Source organism: Geobacillus sp. G4, assembly GCF_040327975.1.
Classification (GTDB): domain Bacteria; phylum Bacillota; class Bacilli; order Bacillales; family Anoxybacillaceae; genus Geobacillus; species Geobacillus thermoleovorans.
The window spans coordinates 319,698-339,899 of record NZ_JBEPJY010000002.1 but is presented as its reverse complement, the minus strand read 5'-3'; the positions used below and the strand labels follow the sequence as shown (position 1 = coordinate 339,899).

Annotated in this window: 19 protein-coding genes, 1 riboswitch and 1 other annotated feature; of the genes, 14 read left to right on the top strand and 5 right to left on the bottom strand. The window is 55.7% G+C overall.

All coding sequences use genetic code 11. From position 1 onward, the window contains the following. The first annotated feature begins 85 nt into the window (after positions 1–85). Positions 86–200: riboswitch (SAM riboswitch) on the top strand. Between the two features lie 129 nt (positions 201–329). After that, positions 330–1,541, top strand: a complete 1,212-nt coding sequence (gene metK, locus ABS784_RS03890; RefSeq protein WP_011232321.1) for a methionine adenosyltransferase — start codon at positions 330–332, stop codon at positions 1,539–1,541. Positions 1,542–1,563: 22 nt separating this feature from the next. Here the strand turns inward: metK and ABS784_RS03885 are convergent, their stop codons facing one another. Beyond that, a complete protein-coding gene (locus tag ABS784_RS03885; protein ID WP_011232320.1) occupies positions 1,564–2,112 on the bottom strand; it encodes a gamma carbonic anhydrase in 549 nt (182 codons plus the stop codon). A 338-nt stretch (positions 2,113–2,450) separates the two neighbouring features. On the opposite strand from ABS784_RS03885, the gene ABS784_RS03880 reads away from it, so the two are divergent. Continuing rightward, positions 2,451–3,560 carry a tetraprenyl-beta-curcumene synthase family protein gene (locus ABS784_RS03880; protein WP_014196592.1) on the top strand — a complete coding sequence of 370 codons (1,110 nt, stop codon included), beginning with the start codon at positions 2,451–2,453 and terminating at the stop codon, positions 3,558–3,560. Positions 3,561–3,607: 47 nt separating this feature from the next. On the opposite strand, the gene mnmM is transcribed toward ABS784_RS03880, so the two are convergent. Beyond that, positions 3,608–4,195 carry a tRNA 5-(aminomethyl)-2-thiouridylate-methyltransferase MnmM gene (gene mnmM, locus ABS784_RS03875; RefSeq protein ID WP_011232318.1) on the bottom strand — a complete coding sequence of 196 codons (588 nt, stop codon included), beginning with the start codon at positions 4,193–4,195 and terminating at the stop codon, positions 3,608–3,610. Positions 4,196–4,480: 285 nt separating this feature from the next. Here mnmM and ABS784_RS03870 point away from each other — a divergent pair, with 285 nt between their 5' ends. The 9 genes from ABS784_RS03870 (at position 4,481) to ABS784_RS03830 (ending at position 13,653) form a co-directional block, all read left to right on the top strand. After that, positions 4,481–4,744: a YtzC family protein gene (locus ABS784_RS03870; protein ID WP_011232317.1), complete on the top strand. Its 264-nt coding sequence runs from the start codon at positions 4,481–4,483 to the stop codon at positions 4,742–4,744. 18 nt (positions 4,745–4,762) lie between these two features. After that, complete coding sequence (locus ABS784_RS03865) at positions 4,763–4,927, top strand: hypothetical protein (RefSeq protein WP_011232316.1); 165 nt, start codon at positions 4,763–4,765, stop codon at positions 4,925–4,927. A 210-nt stretch (positions 4,928–5,137) separates the two neighbouring features. Further along, entirely contained in the window at positions 5,138–6,337 is a 1,200-nt protein-coding gene (locus tag ABS784_RS03860) for an MDR family MFS transporter (RefSeq protein ID WP_011232315.1), read from the top strand. 91 nt (positions 6,338–6,428) lie between these two features. Further along, positions 6,429–6,650: a binding site (T-box leader), on the top strand. Between the two features lie 75 nt (positions 6,651–6,725). Beyond that, the gene (gene leuS, locus ABS784_RS03855; RefSeq protein ID WP_352511497.1) at positions 6,726–9,143 is read left to right on the top strand and encodes a leucine--tRNA ligase; all 2,418 of its coding nucleotides are present in this window, start codon (positions 6,726–6,728) and stop codon (positions 9,141–9,143) included. Positions 9,144–9,200: 57 nt separating this feature from the next. Beyond that, positions 9,201–9,515 carry a rhodanese-like domain-containing protein gene (locus tag ABS784_RS03850; RefSeq protein ID WP_352511495.1) on the top strand — a complete coding sequence of 105 codons (315 nt, stop codon included), beginning with the start codon at positions 9,201–9,203 and terminating at the stop codon, positions 9,513–9,515. Positions 9,516–9,921: 406 nt separating this feature from the next. Beyond that, complete coding sequence (locus ABS784_RS03845) at positions 9,922–11,196, top strand: helix-turn-helix domain-containing protein (protein ID WP_352511493.1); 1,275 nt, start codon at positions 9,922–9,924, stop codon at positions 11,194–11,196. A 15-nt stretch (positions 11,197–11,211) separates the two neighbouring features. Continuing rightward, on the top strand, positions 11,212–11,340 hold the full coding sequence (locus ABS784_RS03840) for a hypothetical protein (protein ID WP_023634537.1): 129 nt from the start codon (positions 11,212–11,214) through the stop codon (positions 11,338–11,340). 377 nt (positions 11,341–11,717) lie between these two features. Continuing rightward, a complete protein-coding gene (locus tag ABS784_RS03835; protein WP_023634539.1) occupies positions 11,718–13,358 on the top strand; it encodes a M4 family metallopeptidase in 1,641 nt (546 codons plus the stop codon). Positions 13,359–13,473: 115 nt separating this feature from the next. Further along, positions 13,474–13,653, top strand: a complete 180-nt coding sequence (locus tag ABS784_RS03830) for a sporulation protein Cse60 (protein ID WP_008880941.1) — start codon at positions 13,474–13,476, stop codon at positions 13,651–13,653. A 192-nt stretch (positions 13,654–13,845) separates the two neighbouring features. Here the strand turns inward: ABS784_RS03830 and ABS784_RS03825 are convergent, their stop codons facing one another. Continuing rightward, positions 13,846–15,156 carry a BaiN/RdsA family NAD(P)/FAD-dependent oxidoreductase gene (locus ABS784_RS03825; RefSeq protein WP_033014538.1) on the bottom strand — a complete coding sequence of 437 codons (1,311 nt, stop codon included), beginning with the start codon at positions 15,154–15,156 and terminating at the stop codon, positions 13,846–13,848. 112 nt (positions 15,157–15,268) lie between these two features. Between ABS784_RS03825 and ABS784_RS03820 the strand changes: the two genes are divergently transcribed. Continuing rightward, positions 15,269–16,894 (top strand): putative polysaccharide biosynthesis protein, encoded by a 1,626-nt coding sequence (locus tag ABS784_RS03820; RefSeq protein ID WP_352511489.1) that lies wholly within the window; start codon positions 15,269–15,271, stop codon positions 16,892–16,894. 203 nt (positions 16,895–17,097) lie between these two features. Here the strand turns inward: ABS784_RS03820 and ABS784_RS03815 are convergent, their stop codons facing one another. Further along, positions 17,098–17,310, bottom strand: a complete 213-nt coding sequence (locus ABS784_RS03815; protein ID WP_011232307.1) for a hypothetical protein — start codon at positions 17,308–17,310, stop codon at positions 17,098–17,100. 104 nt (positions 17,311–17,414) lie between these two features. Between ABS784_RS03815 and ABS784_RS03810 the strand changes: the two genes are divergently transcribed. Then, the gene (locus ABS784_RS03810) at positions 17,415–18,161 is read left to right on the top strand and encodes a pseudouridine synthase (RefSeq protein WP_352511488.1); all 747 of its coding nucleotides are present in this window, start codon (positions 17,415–17,417) and stop codon (positions 18,159–18,161) included. Between the two features lie 95 nt (positions 18,162–18,256). Here ABS784_RS03810 and ABS784_RS03805 read toward each other — a convergent pair whose 3' ends face one another. Next, on the bottom strand, positions 18,257–18,478 hold the full coding sequence (locus ABS784_RS03805) for a DeoR family transcriptional regulator (protein WP_008880936.1): 222 nt from the start codon (positions 18,476–18,478) through the stop codon (positions 18,257–18,259). A 250-nt stretch (positions 18,479–18,728) separates the two neighbouring features. On the opposite strand from ABS784_RS03805, the gene pepV reads away from it, so the two are divergent. Continuing rightward, the gene (pepV, locus tag ABS784_RS03800) at positions 18,729–20,144 is read left to right on the top strand and encodes a dipeptidase PepV (protein ID WP_352511485.1); all 1,416 of its coding nucleotides are present in this window, start codon (positions 18,729–18,731) and stop codon (positions 20,142–20,144) included. The last annotated feature ends 58 nt before the right edge of the window (positions 20,145–20,202 follow it).

The following is a 20,202-nucleotide window of genomic DNA, read 5'->3' as shown; positions in this document are numbered from 1 at the left end:
TTTCGCGGCTGGAAATGATAAAAAATGAATTTTGATAGTTGACTTTGCCGATTCCGTTGCGATAAGATAAGTCATTGAACGGATACTCTTATCCCGAGCCGGTGGAGGGACAGGCCCGATGAAGCCCAGCAACCGTCACAACTGTACATGTGTGAAATGGTGCTAACCTGTGGCAAGGCGCAGTCCTTGAACGATAAGAGTGAAAGGAAGCAATACGATTGCCATGACCTTTCCTCAGCCGTTACAGGAAAGGTTTTTTATATTGCGAAGGGAAAAAGGGAAATGAGTTCCGTGTCGCCACATTATGCCAAGAGGAGGAAACAAACCGAATGTCAGCCAAACGCCGCTTGTTTACTTCAGAGTCTGTGACGGAAGGACATCCGGATAAAATTTGCGACCAAATTTCTGACGCCATTTTGGATGCCATTTTGGAAAAAGATCCAAACGCCCGCGTCGCCTGCGAAACGAGCGTTACGACCGGGCTGGTGCTCGTGAGCGGGGAAATCACGACATCAACATACGTGGACATTCCGCGCATCGTCCGCGATACGGTCCGGGAGATCGGCTACACGCGCGCCAAATACGGATTTGACGCCGATACGTGCGCGGTGCTGACATCGATTGACGAACAATCGCCGGACATTGCGATGGGGGTGGACCGGGCGCTCGAGGCGCGCGAAGGTCAGATGACTGACGAGGAAATCGAAGCGATCGGCGCCGGCGACCAAGGATTGATGTTTGGGTTCGCCTGCAATGAGACGGAAGAATTGATGCCGATGCCGATTTCGCTTGCGCACCGCTTGGCGCGCCGATTGGCGGAAGTGCGCAAAACGGACGTCTTGCCGTACTTGCGGCCGGACGGGAAAACGCAAGTGACGATCGAATACGATGAAAACGGCAAACCGGTGCGCGTCGATACGATCGTCGTTTCCGCGCAGCACCATCCGGAAATTACGCAAGAGCAAATCCAGCGCGACATTAAAGAGCAGGTCATCAAGCCGGTCGTGCCCGCGGAGCTGCTTGATGAGAACACGAAATATTTCATCAACCCGACAGGACGGTTTGTCATCGGCGGTCCGCAAGGGGATGCTGGGTTGACGGGGCGCAAAATCATCGTCGATACGTACGGCGGCTACGCCCGCCACGGCGGTGGCGCGTTCTCGGGCAAAGATCCGACGAAAGTCGACCGCTCGGCGGCGTATGCGGCCCGCTATGTCGCGAAAAACATCGTCGCGGCAGGACTGGCCGACAAATGCGAAGTGCAGCTTGCCTACGCGATCGGCGTCGCCCGCCCAGTTTCGATTTCGATCGATACGTTCGGCACCGGCAAAGTGTCGGAAGACATTTTGATTGAAGTCGTGCGCAACAACTTCGATCTCCGCCCGGCGGGCATCATCAAAATGCTCGACCTTCGCCGCCCGATTTACAAACAGACGGCTGCTTACGGCCATTTTGGGCGTACGGACATCGACCTGCCGTGGGAGCGCACCGACAAAGCCGCCTTGTTGAAAGAACAAGCGCTGGCGTTGGCGGACAAGTGATGAAAGAAAAAGAGCTGCCTGATCACGGCAGCTCTTTTTTGTCGGCGCACGATGTCCGCTGTTGCTGCAGCGCTTTGTAATACTGCCCTTTCTCGACATATTCGCGGCGGATGCGCTCCATTTCGCGGATATCGTCTTCCGTCAGTTCGCGGACGACTTTCGCCGGCCGGCCGAGGGCGAGCGTGTTGGGCGGAATTTTTTTGCCCGGCGGCACTAAACTGCCGGCGCCGATAAACGCGCCTTCCCCGATTTCCGCGCGGTCCAAAATGATTGAGCCCATGCCGATGAGCGCGTTTTTGCGAACGATGGCGCTGTGCAAAATGACTTGATGGCCGACCGTCACCCCGTCCTCAATGATAAGCGGATTGTTTGGACTTTGATGCAAAATTGAGTTATCTTGAATATTGACCCGGTTGCCAATCACCGTTGGCGCCACATCGCCGCGAATGACGGTATTGAACCAAATGCTTGTCTCTTCGCCGATCACGACATCGCCGGTGATCGTCACATAGTCGGCGATAAAGGCGGAGGCGGCAATTTGCGGCGTTTTGCCTTTGTATGGGTAAATCATGGGCGTTCGTTCCTTTCTGTTGCAAAATCGATCGTTCACCATGTATTGTACAACGCTGCGTCCAAATCGCCAACGAAAGCGAGCGCGCCTAATCGGGATTGGTGAAAAACGTTTCGTTTCGCCCGATGAGTGGTTGGGATCGGGGAAGAAGATCCGATTTCACAAAGCTTCTCAACGTGAGAAGAACCGTTGTTGAGCGGCTTTTTCACTCCGTCGCCAACCCTTTTATGGTTTGCCCCGGCCGCATTGATGGCAATACTGGAAGACGAGATCGCAAGCTGTTCAGACGCGAAACGATTTTGGTTGCCGATAAGATGGAAATGCTAGGAGACGAGACCATGGTGTTTGCACCTGAGGTGAGCCGATTGAACATTCCGAAAAACCCCATCGCCTTGATGAAAATGGTGTATCGTGACGTGCTTCCGCTTGTCCACCGCGAGCTTGCCTATTGGCGGCGCCAAGCCGAGCGCATTCCCGACCCGGAATTGCGGCGCCAGGCGCTCGCGAGCATCGCTTCGAAAACGTTCCATTGCGAAGGCGGCTCCATTTTGGCGCTCTTGGCCGGAGAAAACATGGAGGATTGCATCCGCTTTATCGTTGCTTACCAGACGATCAGCGATTATTTGGATAATTTGTGCGACCGCAGCACCTCGCTCGATCCGCTCGACTTTCGCGCCTTGCACGATTCGATGCCGGACGCTTTGACGATCGGAGCAGAGCCGTCGAACTATTACCGCCATCGCCGCGAACAGGAAGACGGCGGCTATTTGCCGGCGCTTGTCCGCACGTGCCAAGAGGTGCTCGAGACGGTGCGCCATTATGAGACGATCGCCCCATTTTTGCATGAATTGGCCGGATATTATTGCGACTTGCAAGTGCATAAACATGTCGAAGCGAGCGAGCGGGTGCCGCGGCTGGAGAAATGGTTCGCGCAATACAAAGACGCCTTGCCGCCGATGGAGTGGTATGAGTTTTCCGCCTGCTCCGGTTCGACGCTCGGCATTTTCTGCCTCGTCGCCTATGCGTTTGGCGAATCGCTGCCGCCGGAGATGGCGAGACAAGTGCGCGACGGTTATTTTCCTTACATTCAAGGACTGCACATTTTGCTCGACTATTTGATCGATCAGGAGGAAGACCGGGACGGCGGCGATTTAAACTTTTGCTTTTACTATCCGAATGAAACGGTGATGCTTGAGCGGCTTTGCCATTTCATCGAAGAGGCCGACCGCCATGTCGGCGCCCTTCCGCACGGCGAGTTTCACCGCCTTATTCACCGAGGGCTTCTTGGGTTGTATTTGTCGGATGCCAAGGTGAAAAAGCAGCGCGGGCTGCGCCGGCTGGCGCGCCGGCTCGTCCGCGCCGGCGGGGCGGCGTCGCAGTTTTTCTATTGGAACGGAAAAGCATACCGCTTTTGGCAGGAGCGGCAAAAACGGCTGTCCTTTTCATAAGGGCGGCCGTTTGCTTGTATTGGCAAAAGGGGCGGGATCCGATTGAATCAGGCGCCCTTATCCGCCCGGGTTTCGAGCGCGAGCAAAAACGGCGGGTTGTTTTGCCGATTGATGAATTCGTATTTCAAGGCATGGACGCGCCGTTGATCAAGAGAGCGGACGTAATCAAGGAGCGCGTCGCGTTCGCGCTTTCCTTCCGGATGGCCGTGGTAGACGACAAGAACGATGACGCCGCCCGGCTTCATGACGGAAAGCAACTGGCGGACCGCTTCGATCGTCGATTCCGGCTGGGTGACGATTTGCTTATTGCCGCCCGGCAAATAGCCGAGGTTGAACACCGCGCCGGCGATGCGCCCGTGTACATCGGCGGGAAGCGCCTCAAGCAGTTCACTATGGCTTCGCTCGAACAACGTCGCCCGCCCGCATAGCCCATGTTTCGCGAGGCGGGCGGAAGCGGCGGTGATGGCCTCAGACTGAATGTCAAAGCCGAACACATGGCCGAAATCCCCGACGCGTTGGGCCAAATACACGGTGTCGTGCCCGTTGCCGACGGTCGCGTCGACGGCGATGTCGCCTTCGTTGACTGCTTGATCAAGCAAAAAGCGGGCAAACGGCAAAATGTTCATCAAAGCCATCGGTTGGCCCCTCCTTGTGATCGTTTCATCGTTTACGTTGGCAGGCGTGGCGTTGCGCCAAAGTGTCGGATGCCATCGCTTTTCCCCTAAACTTTCCATCCTCTGCGCCGGCGTGACAGAAAACCTTGAGCTGACCGACATTGATCGAGCTGAACGAAGATCCTCACGTCGGCATTGTAACAAAAACTTCATGGAAAATCGACCGCTGCCAATCATTGGCGTGATACGGCCGGCCTATGCGGCGCATAGTAAACATGAGGGAATATCACGAAACGAGGTGAGCGCATGGCGACAAGACAATCCGTTGAGGAATTTTTGCAGCGGTGTGAAGATGTGATCCGCTACGCGAAAGAGCAATATACGGAAGCGCAAAAGCAGGAGCATTACAACATCACCGAATACACCAACGCCCAGCAGATGCTCGAGCAGACGGTCATCGATTTAGCGCACTTGGCGCGAAGCTGCAACGCCCAGCAGCGCGAGCAGCTGCATCGGATGCGGCTCCAACTGGAGCAATTGCAAAACGACATGATTTTGCTTGACCGCTGAAACGAGGAGGAACACGACATGAAGCGACGCTTGAAACAAACGAATCCGGAACAAAAAACACGCAACGGCCAAAACAATAACGATCTTGAGCTTGGTCAAGACTTTGACCCGGTGAAGCTGGCGAAAAAGCAATACGAGGAAACGGGCGGCCAACCGATCCGCTCCAAGCAGCGGAACGGGTGACGACAAGCCAAAGGGGCGGAAGCCGCTCCAACTTGTTCTTCTTTTCGCGCAGGAGCCCCGCTTCAAAAGCCATTGTTTCCGTGGGGAGTTAGTTTGGCAAAAAAGTGGCGGACGCATCGGAACGCTCCGCCTTTTTGATTGCATTTTTTCCTGTTTTCCCCTACAATTATTTCGGAACTCAAAATAAAAACCAGAAAAGGATGATGACCGATGCCCCGCGCTCTTTGGTGGCTGCTTGTCGGCATGGCGCTCAATGTGACAGGGGCGTCGTTTCTATGGCCGCTAAACACGATCTATTTGCACGAACAGCTCGGCCAGCCGCTCGCTGTCGCTGGTGTCGTGCTCATGCTCAACTCTGGGGGAAGCGTCATCGGCAGCTTGGCCGGCGGCTTTTTGTTTGACCGGATCGGCGGGTTTCGCGTTTTGTTGGCCGGAGCGGTGTTGACGATGGCCGCGCTCGGCGGCTTAAGCGTTTGGCACGGTTGGCCGCATTATGCGGTGTTTTTGGCGTTTGTCGGCGTTGGCAGCGGCGTCGTCTTTCCGGCGGCGTCGGCGTACGCCGGGGCGATTTGGCCGGAAGGGGGGCGGCGGGCGTTCAACGCCTTGTATGTCGCGCAAAACATCGGCGTCGCCGTCGGGTCGGCGCTTGGCGGGCTTGTCGCTTCATATTCGTTCTCGCTCGTTTTTTTCGCCAATCTTTTGTTGTATGCCGCGTTTTTGTTTACGGTTGTGGCCGGGCTGCGCCGCGTTCCGCTCTTGCCGCCGCCGAGAAAGAAACGATCCGGAGAAGCGGAAAGAGCGCCATCCCGCTCCGCGGGCTGGGCGCTTGCCCTCCTTTGCGCCGGCTATGGACTGTGTTGGTTGAGCTATGTCCAATGGTCGACGACGATCGCCGCCTATACACGCGAGCTCGGGATACCAGTCGGGCAGTACAGCTTGCTTTGGACGATCAACGGAGCGTTGATCGTCTTGGCCCAGCCGCTGTTGTCAGCGGTCATCCGCCGCTTCATGCCGACGTTGAAGCGGCAAATCGTGATCGGTTTTTTTATTTTCGCCGTTTCGTTTGCCATGCTGTTGGGGGCGCATTCGTTTGCAGAGTTTGCCGCGTCCATGATTGTGCTCACGATCGCCGAGATGATCGTCTGGCCGGCGATTCCGGCCGCGGTGAACGAATGGGCGCCCCCGGGGAAAGCCGGGTTTTACCAAGGAATCGTCAACGGGACGGCCACGGCCGGACGGATGATCGGACCGGTCATCGGCGGCTCGGTCGCCGATCTGTTTGGAATGAAACTGCTCATCATGATGTTAGCATTGTTTGCCTTATTGGCGGTGCTGGCCGCGCTTTTGCATGATCGTCGGCTCCCGAAGCGGACGGAGAACGCGGATGAAAAAACCGCGGCTTCCGTATAGATTTCGGCTTGCAATTGATCGACAAATTTTTTAAAATAATAATAAATTTGTCATTCTGTCCACTCATCGGTCGATTCATGTGCGAATAAGGCGAATAACGGTGAAGAGGAGCAGTAGCGGGCCCGACGGACGGCAGAGAGTTGACGGATGGTGCGAGTCAACCGAAGTCGGCTCGTGAACTCGCCTCGGAGTTGCCGGCGTGAACGGTCATCGACAGCGCCGGCCGTCCATCCGCGTTAAGGAAGAAAGCGGGTGCGCCGTTTGGCGCGCCAAAAAGGGTGGTACCGCGGGAAGCGCGCCTCTCGTCCCTTTGCTGTGGGGATGGGGGGTTTTTTTGTACATATTTTCGTCAATGATGCAAGTAGAACTTGATAGGAGGAGTGCTGCGATGAGCTTCAACCACCGCGAAATTGAACAAAAATGGCAGGACTATTGGGAGAAAAACAAAACGTTCCGCACGCCCGATGATGATGACAAGCCGAAGTTTTACGTTCTCGACATGTTCCCGTATCCATCCGGCGCCGGCTTGCACGTCGGCCATCCGGAAGGATATACGGCGACCGATATTTTGGCGCGCATGAAGCGGATGCAAGGGTACAACGTCCTTCACCCGATGGGCTGGGACGCGTTCGGGCTGCCGGCCGAGCAATATGCGCTCGATACCGGCAACGACCCGGCGGAGTTTACGCAAAAAAACATCGACAATTTCCGCCGGCAAATCAAATCGCTTGGCTTTTCGTACGACTGGGACCGGGAGATCAATACGACCGACCCGAACTATTACAAATGGACGCAATGGATTTTCTTGAAGCTGTATGAAAAAGGGCTCGCCTACATGGATGAAGTGCCGGTCAACTGGTGTCCGGCGCTCGGCACGGTGCTGGCGAACGAAGAGGTGATCAACGGCCGGAGCGAGCGCGGCGGGCATCCGGTCATCCGCAAGCCGATGCGGCAATGGATGCTGAAAATCACCGCCTATGCCGACCGCTTGCTTGAAGATTTGGAAGAGCTCGACTGGCCGGAAAGCATTAAAGAGATGCAGCGCAACTGGATTGGCCGTTCGGAAGGAGCGGAAATCGAGTTTGCCGTCCACGGCCATGACGAAACATTCACCGTGTTCACGACGCGTCCGGATACGCTGTTTGGCGCGACGTACACCGTCTTGGCGCCGGAGCATCCGCTCGTTGAAAAAATCACGACGCCGGAGCAAAAGCCAGCCGTTGACGCCTACTTAAAGGAAATTCAAAGCAAAAGCGACCTTGAGCGCACCGATTTGGCGAAAGAAAAAACGGGCGTGTTCACCGGCGCGTACGCCATTCACCCGGTCACCGGCGATCGGCTTCCGATTTGGATCGCTGACTACGTCTTGATGAGCTACGGCACCGGAGCGATCATGGCCGTGCCGGCGCACGATGAGCGCGACTACGAGTTTGCGAAAAAATTCCACTTGCCGATGAAAGAAGTCGTCGCCGGCGGCGATATCGAAAAAGAACCGTACACCGGAGATGGCGAGCATATCAACTCCGAGTTTTTGAACGGGTTGAACAAGCAGGAAGCGATCGACAAAATGATCGCCTGGCTTGAGGAGCACGGCAAAGGGCGGAAAAAAGTGTCGTACCGGCTGCGCGACTGGCTGTTCAGCCGCCAGCGCTACTGGGGCGAGCCGATTCCGATCATCCATTGGGAAGACGGCACGATGACGCCGGTGCCGGAAGAGGAATTGCCGCTTGTGTTGCCGAAAACGGATGAAATCCGTCCGTCGGGAACGGGCGAGTCGCCGCTGGCCAACATCGAAGAATGGGTCAATGTTGTCGACCCGAAAACCGGGAAAAAAGGGCGGCGCGAAACGAACACGATGCCGCAATGGGCCGGAAGCTGCTGGTATTATTTGCGCTACATCGACCCGCACAACGACAAGCAGCTCGCCGATCCCGAAAAGCTGAAACAATGGCTGCCGGTCGATGTCTACATCGGCGGAGCGGAGCACGCGGTCTTGCATTTGCTTTACGCCCGCTTCTGGCATAAGTTTCTCTACGACCTTGGCATCGTGCCGACGAAAGAACCGTTCCAAAAGCTTTTCAACCAAGGGATGATTTTAGGCGAAAACAACGAAAAAATGAGCAAATCAAAAGGCAACGTCGTCAACCCGGACGACATTGTCGAAAGCCATGGAGCCGACACATTGCGGCTGTATGAAATGTTCATGGGGCCGCTTGAGGCGTCGATCGCTTGGTCGACGAAAGGGCTTGACGGGGCGCGCCGCTTCCTCGACCGCGTCTGGCGTCTGTTTGTGACCGAAAACGGCGAACTGAATCCGAACATCGTCGACGAACCGGCGAACGATACGCTCGAGCGGGTCTATCACCAAACGGTGAAAAAAGTGACGGAAGACTATGAAGCGCTCCGCTTTAACACCGCCATTTCGCAGCTGATGGTGTTCATCAACGAAGCGTACAAAGCGGAGCAAATGAAAAAAGAATACATGGAAGGATTCGTCAAACTTTTGTCGCCGGTCTGCCCGCACATCGGCGAAGAATTGTGGCAAAAGCTCGGCCATGCGGACACGATCGCTTATGAACCGTGGCCGACGTATGATGAAACGAAGCTTGTGGAAGACGTCGTGGAAATCGTCGTGCAAATCAACGGCAAAGTGCGGTCGCGCTTGCACGTGCCAGTTGACTTGCCAAAAGAAGCGCTCGAGGAGCGGGCGCTCGCCGATGAAAAAATCAAAGAGCAGCTTGAGGGCAAAACGGTGCGCAAAGTGATCGCCGTCCCCGGCAAACTCGTCAATATCGTCGCCAACTGATGGCAAGAGCGGGCTTCGGCCCGCTCCCTATCCACCAAAGAAAGGAGTACATCCGCCATGGAAGAGATCAAGGAAATCACGCCGGCTGAAGTGAAAGAAAAACTCGAGCGCGGCGAAAAGCTGAACATTGTCGATGTGCGCGAAGACGAGGAAGTCGCCCTCGGCATGATTCCGGGCGCCAAGCATATCAAAATGGGCGACATCCCCGATCGGCTTGAGGAATTCGACCGCAATGAAGAATATATTTTCGTCTGCCGCTCCGGGCGGCGTAGCGAAAACGTCTGCCGCTATTTGCAAGAGCGCGGCTATCGCGTCCGCAACATGACAGGCGGCATGCTTGAGTGGGAAGGGGAAACGGTGCCGAAGCAATAAGCGCTTTCGGCTCAAAGAACAGGGCATGGCGGTGGGCCGTCATCCAAAGTGATCCCGTTTTTGTCGAGACCAAAACGACCGAACGTGTCAGCGGATGGAACAGCCCCGCTCGGTCAAGAGGAATGGCTTGCTGGCGCCGGCCTTTTCATGCGTCCGGCGGCTTGCGCGTCTTCGGTCGGCGTATAGTGGGGAGTCGGGCGGTTCCGCGTTTCTCAACGGTGAATATTGTTCTTCCCGCACGGTCCAATGGTTGTTTGCCGCTGGTCTTGCATGAGCGAAAAAGCGTCCCAGCTTTTTGGGGCGCTTTTTCCATTTTGTTTTAGTACCAAAGTGTGATGAAAGAAAAAAAAGGAAAGGATATAATTTTCGGTAAAATCAGACACTTGTTCGAAGGAGGAGCTCTCTGTTGAAACTCGGCGACCGCTTGAAATTCGCCCGCTTGATGAAAGGCCTGACCCAAGAAGAAACGGCTGAAGGCATTATTTCGGTTTCTTATTTATCGAAAATTGAGAATAACCAAGTCATACCGAGCCAAGAGGTGCTCGAATGGCTGTTTCGGCGGCTGGACATCCGGCCGGGCGGAAACGAAACAATGCCTTCATGGTTCGAATGGGTGATGTCGTGGTATAAGGCGATGACGAACCGTGATGTGCCTGCCGCGCGGGAACTGTATGAAACGGTCAAAGAACGATGCGAGCAGTCTGGGGATGCCGAAGCCATGATTTATTTTCAGCTGATGCGAATCCGGTATTGGCTGCTTCTTGGCGACAAAAAGGGGGCGGAAACGGCGGCGCAAAGCGTGCGGGACTGGTATGGGTCGTTGAGTGATGACATGCGCTATTATTATTGGAAGTTTTTTGGGCTTTTATATTATTGTCAAGAAAAATATGATGATGCCTTGCATTGTTATCAAAAGGCAGAAGAGTTGTTGAAGGGAGAATGGAAAACGAGCGGGGAGGAGGCCGATTTGGCTTACTTGTCGGCGCTTGCATGCAGCCGTCTGTGGAAATGGTTCCAATGCCTTCATTACGCCGAGCGCGCGCTGGCGCTCAGCCAGGCGGAATACGACTTGCGGCGGAGCGCCGAATGCCATGTGCTGCTGGCGATTTGCCATCGGCGCTGCGGGGAGATCGACAAAGCGGTCGACCATTGCCTGTTGGCCCAAAAGGCGGCGAGGATGGTGGATGATCGACGGCTTCTTGGGATTGTGGAACACAATCTCGGCCATTTGAAAGGAATCAAACGCCAATACCGCGAGGCGGTGCAACATTATGAGAACAGTTTGATCTATAAAGAGGCCGCTCCGCTGGATTCCCGGCTCATCACGCTTTTGTCGCTCGTGCGCGTGCATTGTGATGCCAAGCATTATCGCAAAGCGTTGATGGCTGTCGAGGAAGGGTGGAAACAGCTCGAACAAGCCCCTAACGGCGCGTCCGAGCATTATGAGTATTATTTGCATTTTTCCATTTACCGGCTGCTTTTGAGCGAAGAAGATGAACCGTTGGAGCGGCTGCTCAAACAGGAGGCGATTCCCTATTTCCAAAAAAAGAAGGAGTATGACGACGCGTCATTGTATGCCGAATATTTGGCGGATTGTTATATGCGGAGGCGCCAATACAAGCAGGCGGCCCAATATTATCAATTAAGTTGCGCTCTCTTGCGGGCGCAAACCGGCGTTTGAAAGGAGGTGAAGCTCGTGAAAAAGCGGGTCGTTGTGATCATCGCTCTCGCCGTCCTTGGCCTCGCTTCAGCCTTTGGCCAAGGCATCGGGGTGAAAGAAGCGGCTAAAGATGAGCATCCGCCGCCGACGGTGATCGCCCGATAAAAGAAGCGGCTGGATTGGCGCTTTGCCTGTCTGTGTTGATCTTCTTCGAACCGATCCGTCTCCTGTTTTCGCCATGGGGCGAAAGCGGGGGATGAGTCGGTTTTTTGTTTTGTCCGTTGAAGCACGTTCTGTGGAAATCCGTCGGCTCAAGCGAAAAAGATCAATCGTTTTTTCGCTTGGCAGCTTCGCTGTCGGTCGTTTTTCACTTTGGCTGTTTTGTCGCAGGCGGAAAGCCGCAAAGAGGGAAAAACGGAAAATAGGCTGCCGGATCAGGACGCATGTCGCCCGATCATTTTCCCAATACCCAATCAAAATATATTGTAATAAAATTTTTATTAGAATAAATAATTTGAAAATATAAGAAAGGGGTAAAGGGAATGAACAAACGGGCGATGCTTGGCGCGATTGGGTTGGCGTTTGGATTGATGGCTTGGCCGTTCGGGGCTTCGGCGAAGGAAAAGTCAATGGTGTGGAACGAACAGTGGAAGACGCCGTCGTTCGTTTCTGGTTCGCTGTTAAAAGGCGAGGATGCTCCGGAAGAATTGGTTTACCGTTATCTTGATCAAGAGAAGAATACGTTCCAGCTTGGTGGACAAGCCCGCGAACGGCTGAGCTTGATTGGCAAACAAACGGATGAACTCGGCCATACGGTCATGCGTTTTGAACAGCGCTATCGCGGCATCCCAGTGTATGGCGCCGTGCTCGTTGCCCATGTCAACGATGGCGAATTGTCCTCTTTGTCGGGTACGCTCATTCCGAATTTGGACAAACGAACGTTGAAAACAGAAGCTGCCATTTCCATTCAACAAGCGGAAATGATCGCGAAACAAGATGTGGCTGATGCGGTGACGAAAGAACGGCCGGCGGCCGAAGAGGGAAAACCAACGCGGCTTGTCATCTATCCGGATGGGGAGACCCCGCGCCTCGCCTATGAAGTCAATGTCCGCTTTTTAACCCCTGTCCCAGGCAACTGGATCTACATGATCGATGCCGCAGACGGAAAAGTGTTGAACAAATGGAACCAAATGGACGAGGCGAAGCCGGGCGGCGGGCAGCCGGTCGCCGGCACGTCGACGGTCGGCGTGGGCCGCGGTGTGTTGGGGGATCAGAAATATATCAATACGACGTATTCCTCGTATTATGGCTACTACTATTTGCAAGACAATACGCGCGGCAGCGGCATTTTTACGTATGACGGACGAAACCGCACCGTTTTGCCCGGCAGCTTATGGGCCGATGTCGACAACCAATTTTTCGCCAGCTATGACGCGGCGGCCGTGGACGCCCATTATTACGCCGGTGTCGTGTATGATTACTACAAAAATGTGCACGGCCGGCTGAGCTATGACGGCAGCAACGCCGCCATCCGTTCGACCGTCCATTACGGCCGCGGCTACAACAACGCGTTTTGGAACGGTTCGCAAATGGTGTACGGCGATGGCGACGGACAGACGTTTTTGCCGTTTTCCGGCGGCATTGACGTCGTTGGGCATGAGCTGACCCATGCGGTGACGGATTATACGGCCGGGCTTGTTTACCAAAACGAATCCGGCGCCATCAATGAAGCGATGTCCGATATTTTCGGCACGCTCGTGGAGTTCTACGCCAACCGCAACCCGGACTGGGAGATCGGCGAAGACATTTACACGCCGGGAATTGCCGGCGACGCGCTTCGCTCCATGTCGGATCCGGCGAAATACGGCGATCCGGATCATTATTCCAAACGGTACACCGGCACACAAGACAATGGAGGAGTCCATACAAACAGCGGCATCATCAATAAAGCGGCGTACTTGCTCAGCCAAGGCGGCGTCCATTACGGCGTAAGCGTCACCGGCATTGGCCGCGACAAAATGGGGAAAATTTTCTACCGGGCGCTTGTCTACTATTTGACGCCGACGTCGAACTTCAGCCAGCTGCGCGCCGCCTGCGTGCAAGCGGCCGCTGATTTGTACGGGTCGACAAGCCAAGAAGTCAACTCGGTGAAACAGGCGTTCAATGCGGTTGGAGTGTATTAAGACGAATGAAGTTTCTGACGTCACGCGTCCCGCTGTTCGAGGGCGCGTGACGCCTTTTGTGGGCAGGATTTTCCCTAAATGCGTGGAAAAGGAAAAAGAAAACGGGGGAATGGCGATGTACAAAGTGAAAGTGTTTGATAAAGAGCATGAAAAAGATTTGGAAGCGGCGGTCAATGATTTTTTAGCCCGATTGAAAGACGGACAGTTGATCGATGTCAAGTACAGCGTGGCGGCGATGGAATCGGAAGGCGAGCAAATCTACTGTTTTTCCGCCATGGTCATTTACCGGACTTGACACTTCACACGGCTCCAGACTGCGGGATTCTTTGGCCGTTTTCGTGCTGATCCCCCTAAAGCGGGCGACGCTTTTTTCGTTGCGGCATTTCCATTTCAGGCGGCGAAATTTTGCGATCGCCCGCCTTGAAGACGGGCGTTGTCGGAATGTCAGCGAACGCCCCGGAGCACCCGAGGGGCATGAGGACGGCGGTCAATTCGTTGCTGTCTGCCCCGCGGAGCCGCTCGCCCCGTTTTTTTCCGCCAATGCATAGCGGGCGGCGTTCACGCCGGCGAGCCGCCCGGTGACAAGGGCGGCGGTGATGTTGTAGCCGCCCGTGTAGCCGTGAATGTCCAAAATTTCCCCACAAAAGTAAAGGCCGGCCATGCATTTGGAGGCCATTGTTTTCGGCTCAATTTCTTTGACCGACACGCCGCCGCCGGTGACGAATGCTTTCTCAAGCGGCAGCGTGCCGTGGACGTAAAAGGTAAATTGTTTGCACTGTCGGACAAACGCCCGCAGCGCCTCATGGCCGACCGTGCCGGCAGAGGCGTGCGGGTCGATGCCGGCCCGCTCGAGCAAAAAGACGGCGTACCGCTCGGGAAGCACCGTTTTGGCGATCGTTTTCATCGCCTTTTTCGGCTCCTCTTTGCACAGCTTGGCGAACTGTTGAAACAGTTCTTCCTGTGTCACGTCCGGAAGCGCGTCGATGCTCATTTTGACCGCGCCGTCCGCCGCTTTTTTCAACGCCTTAACGACAAACTGGCTGCAGCGGAGAGCAGCTGGGCCGGAAATGCCGAAGTGCGTAAACAGCATATCCATCCGGTGGGTGATGATCGGTTTGCCATTCGGCTTTAAGACGCTTAACGCGACGTCGCGCAGCGACAAGCCTTGCAGCGTCCGCTCTCGGATGAACGGCTCATGCGAGACGATCGGAACTTCGGTTGGAAACAATTCGGTCACCGTGTGGCCCGCTTTTTCCGCCCACGGATAGCCGTCGCCCGTTGAGCCGGTTTGCGGCACCGATTTGCCGCCGACGGCGACGACAACCGCACGGGCGTGGATCGTCTCCCCGCTTTTCAGCGTGACACCGACTGTTTTTCCTTGTTCATACAACACGTCCGCCACTGGCGATTCAAGCCGAACATCGACGCCAAGGCGCGACAATTCGCGAACAAGCGCGTCGACGACCGACTGGGCGCTGTCGCTTTTAGGAAACATGCGGCCGTGGTCTTCCTCCTTGAGCGGCACGCCGAGCCGCTCAAAAAAGCGGATGATGTCTTCATTGTTAAATACGGAAAAGGCGCTGTATAAAAAGCGGCCGTTGCCGGGAATATGGCGGACCATTTCATCCACCGGCAGCCGATTCGTCACGTTGCAGCGTCCGCCGCCGGAGATGGCGAGCTTGCGCCCGAGCTTCGTTCCTTTTTCCAACAAGAGCACCTTCGCCCCTTCTTCGCCGGCGCCGATGGCCGCCATGAGCCCGGACGGACCGCCGCCGATGATGATGACGTCGTATCCCATGTTCATTCCACCCTTTCTTTCTGCGCGTGGCCGATATTTTTCGTTCCATTGACAACTATGGTAAAATAGATACGTTGTCATTTTCAACGTCCATGGCTAGGGAAGGGGTCATATGTCAACATCGAAACTGCTGCGCGGCACGTTTATTTTAACGGCTGGCGTGATGATTTCTCGCCTTCTTGGTTTATTTTACGTCATCCCGTTTTACCATCTTGTCGGCGAGCGTGGCGGGGCGCTGTACGGATACGGCTATGTGCCGTACCAAATTTTTTTGAGCTTGGCGACCGGCGGGCTGCCGGTGGCGGTGTCAAAGTTTGTGTCGAAATACAACGCGCTTGGGGAATACGGCGTCGGCTATCGGCTCTTTCGCTCCGGCCTTATCTTGATGATCGCAAGCGGCATCGCCTCATGGCTCATTTTGTACGCCCTGGCGCCCATCTTGGCGCCGCACGTCATCGATGCGAAAACGAACGTCAACTCGGTCGACGACGTCACGGCCGTCATCCGCGCGGTCAGCTTTGCGCTCCTCATCGTGCCGGTGATGAGCTTGATCCGCGGATTTTTCCAAGGACATGAGTCGATGGGCCCGACGGCGCTGTCGCAAGTCGTCGAACAAATCGCGCGCATCGCTTTTTTGCTTGGGGCGTGCTACGTCATTTTGCGCCTGATGGACGGCTCGATCGTCTCCGCTGTAAGCGCGGCGACGTTTGCCGCGTTTGTCGGGGCGGCGGCGGGGCTTTTGGTGTTGCTTGTCTATTGGTGGAAGCGGCGTCCGTATTTGCAGTCGCTGCTTGCGCGTGACCGCGGCGAAGCGGACGTGTCGCTTTTGGCGATGTATAAAGAGCTGCTTCTTTCTTCGATTCCGTTTGTTTTTGTCGGCTTGTCGATGTCGCTGTACCAGCTCGTCGATCAGTTTACGTTCAATCACGCGATGGCGGCGGCGGGCCGCGGGAACATCTCGGAGCACGCGTATTCCGTGTTCAACATGTGGGCGCAAAAGCTCGTCATCATACCCGTGACGCTCGCGACCTCGTTCAGCTTGGCGCTCATCCCGACGATTACGAAAGCGTATGTCGCGCAAGACCGGAAAGCGCTGCGGCAATATTTGAACCAGACGTTTCAAGTGCTCATGTTTTTAACGCTCCCGGCGGTGATTGGCATGGCGGTGCTGGCAGGGCCGGTGTACAGCTCGTTTTACAGCTATGATCCGCTTGGTGAACAAGTGTTGCGCTGGTATGCGCCGGCGGCGATTTTGTACGCTTTGTTTTCTGTGACGGCGGCGATCATGCAAGGCATCAACGAGCAGCGGTTTACGGTCGTCAGTTTGACAGCCGGCTTGCTTGTGAAGCTTTTGCTCAACACGCCGCTCATTATGAAATGGTCGGCCGTCGGGGCCATTGTTGCCACGATGGCGGGCTATTTCGTCTCTGTGGCGTTCAACTTATGGGTCATTCAGCGCCGCACGCGCTACCGCTATCGGTTTGTCGCCCGCCGGACGGCGTTTATGGCCATCTTGACGGCGGCGATGTCAGCGGCGGTTATGGGGGTCGAGGCGCTGGCGTCCCGATGGATCGATTACCGCGCCGGCACCGCTGAATCGGTGGGCGCTGCTGCCATCGGCGCAGCGGTCGGGGCAGCCGTCTACTTGTTTCTCAGCATCCGCTCCGGGTTGTTTTCAGCGCTGTTTGGCGACCGGTTTGCGTTTTGGCGCCGGAAAGAGAAAAAGGCGGTATCGTAGAAGGGATCGGCCGTTGACCGGACGGCCGTTTCCTAGAAGCGGCTCGTTTAGGCCGGGAGCCCGGCGGACGGCGCTTCTTGCGAACATCGCGGCGCCCGAGCAAAAGGGTTCGACGACGGCTGTTTTTCGCCCTCCCCCATGCCGTTCGGCTTGCGGCAAAAAAAGAAGAAGGCGGTCGTCCCCGCCTTCTTTCTCCATTTCGCTTACGACAGGCCAAGCCGGCGTTCGATGCGATCGAGGCGGCTTTCCACCCGGTCGAGCCGGCGGTCGAGCCGTTCGACGGCCCGCTCAAGCCGTTCGATGCGCCGCGCCCAGTTGGCGAATGGCCCGCCTGGGTATCCGGGCCAAAATTGGCTGGCTGGCGGCTGTTGACGGTAATCATCCAACGTTGGGACATAATAGTAATATTCATTCATCGGCAAATCCCCCTTCTTGATGTTTCCTTCACAGTGTATGGGGGGAAGGCGGAAGCGGACTAGATGAACGCCTAATGAAGGCCATATTTTTAGGAGGGAGATTTGTGGAGCTGCGCATTGACAAGCTGCTCGCCCATATGGGGTATGGGACGAGGAAGGAAGTGAAAAAGCTGCTCAAGTCCGGAGCGGTGAAAGTGGACGGCGCGCCGGTTCGTGATGCGAAAACGAAAGTGCGGCCGGATGAGCAAATCGTGACCGTTTGGGGAGAAACGGTCGAGTACAAGCCATTCATTTACTTGATGATGAATAAGCCTTCGGGGGTCGTTTCCGCGACGGAAGATGCCGTGGAAGAGACGGTCGTCGATTTGCTTGAAGAAGAAGACCGGGCATTTTCCCCGTTTCCGGTCGGGCGGCTTGACAAAGATACGGAAGGGCTGCTGCTCTTGACGAACGATGGCCAGCTCGCTCATCAGCTGTTGGCGCCGAAAAAACATGTGCCAAAAACGTACTTTGCGGTCATTGACGGGGACGTGACGGAAGCCGATGTGGCGTCGTTCCGGCGCGGCGTCGTGCTTGATGACGGATACGAAACGAAGCCGGCCGAGCTTGTGATTTTGAAATCAGGGCCGCGTTCGGATGTCGAAGTGACGATCACCGAAGGGAAATTTCATCAAGTGAAGCGGATGTTTCAGGCGGTCGGCAAACGGGTCGTGTATTTGAAGCGGGTGAAAATGGGTCCGCTTGCCCTTGACCCGGATTTGGCGGTCGGTGAGTATCGGGAATTGACGGACGAAGAGGTGGACATGTTGAAGCAATACCGGCCAGAGACGGACGAAAAAAAAGGAACCTGACGCGGTTCCTTTTTTATGGAAAAATAGTGGATATCCATCTGTGGAAAAATGGTTCGCGTTCATCTCCCATCTTGCCTACCCTATTGGCACCGGGTTTACGAAGAGATGCGCACTTTTTTGTTTGTGGTCGTCCATTTGCCCTTGCTTGGGCTGCGAACGAGATCGTTGTACATAAGCACGTTTAAGTCGCGCTGGATCGTTCGTGGGGTGGTGCCGAACTCATCAACAAGCTCTTGGGTCGTAACCGTTCCTTTTTCGCTAATGTACATATACACGGATTTGATGCGGGTAAGCATCCGATGTGTTGAAGGTTTCAAAAGACCACTCCCTATCTTAGCATCATTCGCATGGCACAACCGACCGCTAGCAGATGAGAGATGTCTTTGTCTGTTTACTACCATTGTACACGAAATGAGAGGGAAAATGCTACCCGGTTGCCTCTATTCACGAAAAATTTCAACATTTTGTCATGAAACGGAAATCGATTTGCAACGAATGAAACATTTTGACTTCCTGTTTTTGATATGATACGTTGGCAACAAAGGGTGTTGAATAAGGAAAGGAAGAATGGCGTTGAACATCGACTGGATGAACGAAGCGAAGAAACGAAAAGACGATCTTGTCCGCGACGTGCAAGCGCTTGTCCGCATTCCGAGCGTCCGCGATGATCAGCAGGCGCAGCCGGGTGCGCCGTTTGGGCCCAAGGTGGCCGAGGCGCTTGAGCATATGCTTCGCCGCGGCCGGGAGGAAGGGTTTCGCATCAAAAATGTGGACGGGTTTGCCGGGCATATCGAAATGGGGCATGGGGAGAAACTTGTCGGCGTGCTCGGCCATATCGACGTCGTGCCGCCTGGGGACGGCTGGACGATGGATCCGTTTGCCGCTGAGGTGCGCGATGGCCGCCTTTACGGGCGCGGCGCGATCGATGACAAAGGGCCGACCGTCGCGGCGTTTTACGCGATGAAAATCATCCGTGACCTCGGGCTGCCGCTTGGCAAGCGGGTGCGGCTTATCATCGGGGGCGATGAGGAAAGCGACTGGCGGTGCGTAGAGCACTATTTTCGTCATGAAGAAATGCCGGATGTCGGATTTGCGCCGGATGCTGATTTTCCGATCATTCATGCCGAAAAAGGAATCATTGACGCCGATTTGTCGTACCGCCCGCCTGAATCGGCGGAGGCGGAAGGGCTCGCGCTTGCCTCATTCCAAGCCGGGCGCCGCTACAATATGGTGCCGGATGCGGCCGAAGCGGTGGTGGAAGGAGCGGGACGGACGGAGGAGCTGCTTGGCCTCTATGAACAGTTTTGCTGGGAGCGCGGCGTAAAGGGGAGCATCAGGCAAAGCGAAGGGGCCGTCGTCTTTCAATTGGAAGGGGTGTCCGCTCATGGCGCCGAGCCGGAGCGCGGCAAAAACGCCGGCGTCTATTTGGCTCAGTTTTTGGCGTCGCTTCCGCTCGATGGCCGAAGCCGGCCGTTCGTTCAGTTTGTGGCCTCCGCCTTTTTCGGCGATGCCCGCGGCCGGCGGCTCGGCCTTGCGTATCGGGACGAACAAAGCGGCGACTTGACGGTCAACGTCGGGGTGCTGTCGTATGACCGGCGGCATGGCGGAACGATTGGGCTGAACATCCGCTATCCGGTGACGGCCGACGGTGACGCGATCCGCCGGACGCTCGCCGGCGCTGCGGCTGAACATGGATTCGCGCTCAGCCGTTTCAGCGATACGAAGCCTCATTATATCGATCCGAGCCACGAGCTTGTCCGCACGCTTCAGCGCGTCTACGAAGAGCAGACGGGCGAGCCGGCCCGGCTTTTGGCCATCGGCGGCGGCACATACGCCCGCGCCTTGACCGCCGGGGTGGCGTTTGGCGCGTTGTTTCCGGGCCGTCCGGATGTCGCCCACCAGAAAGATGAGTATATCGAAATCGACGATTTGGTGAAAGCGACAGCCATTTACGCGCAGGCGATCTACGAGCTGGCGAAATAAACGGCGGTCCGCCGCCCCGGCGAAAAAAGAGAGCGGGGCGGGCGTTGTTTTAACGAAA

What these genes read in the sequence shown, in the direction of transcription:
- metK (WP_011232321.1), top strand. Translation starts at nt 330, where the DNA reads ATGTCAGCCAAACGCCGCTTGTTTACTTCAGAGTCTGTGACGGAAGGA.
- ABS784_RS03885 (WP_011232320.1), bottom strand. Translation starts at nt 2,112, where the DNA reads ATGATTTACCCATACAAAGGCAAAACGCCGCAAATTGCCGCCTCCGCC.
- ABS784_RS03880 (WP_014196592.1), top strand. Translation starts at nt 2,451, where the DNA reads ATGGTGTTTGCACCTGAGGTGAGCCGATTGAACATTCCGAAAAACCCC.
- mnmM (WP_011232318.1), bottom strand. Translation starts at nt 4,195, where the DNA reads ATGGCTTTGATGAACATTTTGCCGTTTGCCCGCTTTTTGCTTGATCAA.
- ABS784_RS03870 (WP_011232317.1), top strand. Translation starts at nt 4,481, where the DNA reads ATGGCGACAAGACAATCCGTTGAGGAATTTTTGCAGCGGTGTGAAGAT.
- ABS784_RS03865 (WP_011232316.1), top strand. Translation starts at nt 4,763, where the DNA reads ATGAAGCGACGCTTGAAACAAACGAATCCGGAACAAAAAACACGCAAC.
- ABS784_RS03860 (WP_011232315.1), top strand. Translation starts at nt 5,138, where the DNA reads ATGCCCCGCGCTCTTTGGTGGCTGCTTGTCGGCATGGCGCTCAATGTG.
- leuS (WP_352511497.1), top strand. Translation starts at nt 6,726, where the DNA reads ATGAGCTTCAACCACCGCGAAATTGAACAAAAATGGCAGGACTATTGG.
- ABS784_RS03850 (WP_352511495.1), top strand. Translation starts at nt 9,201, where the DNA reads ATGGAAGAGATCAAGGAAATCACGCCGGCTGAAGTGAAAGAAAAACTC.
- ABS784_RS03835 (WP_023634539.1), top strand. Translation starts at nt 11,718, where the DNA reads ATGAACAAACGGGCGATGCTTGGCGCGATTGGGTTGGCGTTTGGATTG.
- ABS784_RS03830 (WP_008880941.1), top strand. Translation starts at nt 13,474, where the DNA reads ATGTACAAAGTGAAAGTGTTTGATAAAGAGCATGAAAAAGATTTGGAA.
- ABS784_RS03825 (WP_033014538.1), bottom strand. Translation starts at nt 15,156, where the DNA reads ATGGGATACGACGTCATCATCATCGGCGGCGGTCCGTCCGGGCTCATG.
- ABS784_RS03820 (WP_352511489.1), top strand. Translation starts at nt 15,269, where the DNA reads ATGTCAACATCGAAACTGCTGCGCGGCACGTTTATTTTAACGGCTGGC.
- ABS784_RS03815 (WP_011232307.1), bottom strand. Translation starts at nt 17,310, where the DNA reads ATGAATGAATATTACTATTATGTCCCAACGTTGGATGATTACCGTCAA.
- pepV (WP_352511485.1), top strand. Translation starts at nt 18,729, where the DNA reads ATGGCGTTGAACATCGACTGGATGAACGAAGCGAAGAAACGAAAAGAC.